This is a genomic window from Shinella sp. R2-11 (assembly GCF_055330205.1).
In genome coordinates this window covers 1-224 of the sequence record NZ_JBVAPC010000038.1, presented here as the reverse complement: position 1 = coordinate 224, position 224 = coordinate 1, and the positions used below count along the sequence as shown (strand labels likewise).

The 224-nt window shown below is 61.2% G+C and carries 1 protein-coding gene; it reads right to left on the bottom strand.

Features of this window, described 5'->3' with window-relative positions; genetic code table 11:
* A partial coding sequence (locus tag ACZ1A1_RS24975) for an ABC transporter permease subunit (protein ID WP_463622069.1) occupies positions 1–224 on the bottom strand: 224 nt, incomplete at both ends.

The window sequence follows — 224 nt, the reverse complement described above, 5'->3', positions numbered from 1 at the left end:
ATGATGATGCGGCGGTAGATGGTCGAGGTGGAGGCCCCGTCGATCTGCGCGGCCTTGATGATCTCGTTGTCGACGCCGCGAAGGCCGGCGAGGAACATGGCCATGACGAAGCCGGAGGACTGCCAGACGGCGGCGATGACCACGCAGTAGATGGCGTAGTTGCGGTCCTTGATCCAGTTGAAGGCAAAGCTCTCCCAGCCCCACAGATGCATGGTGTTCTCAAG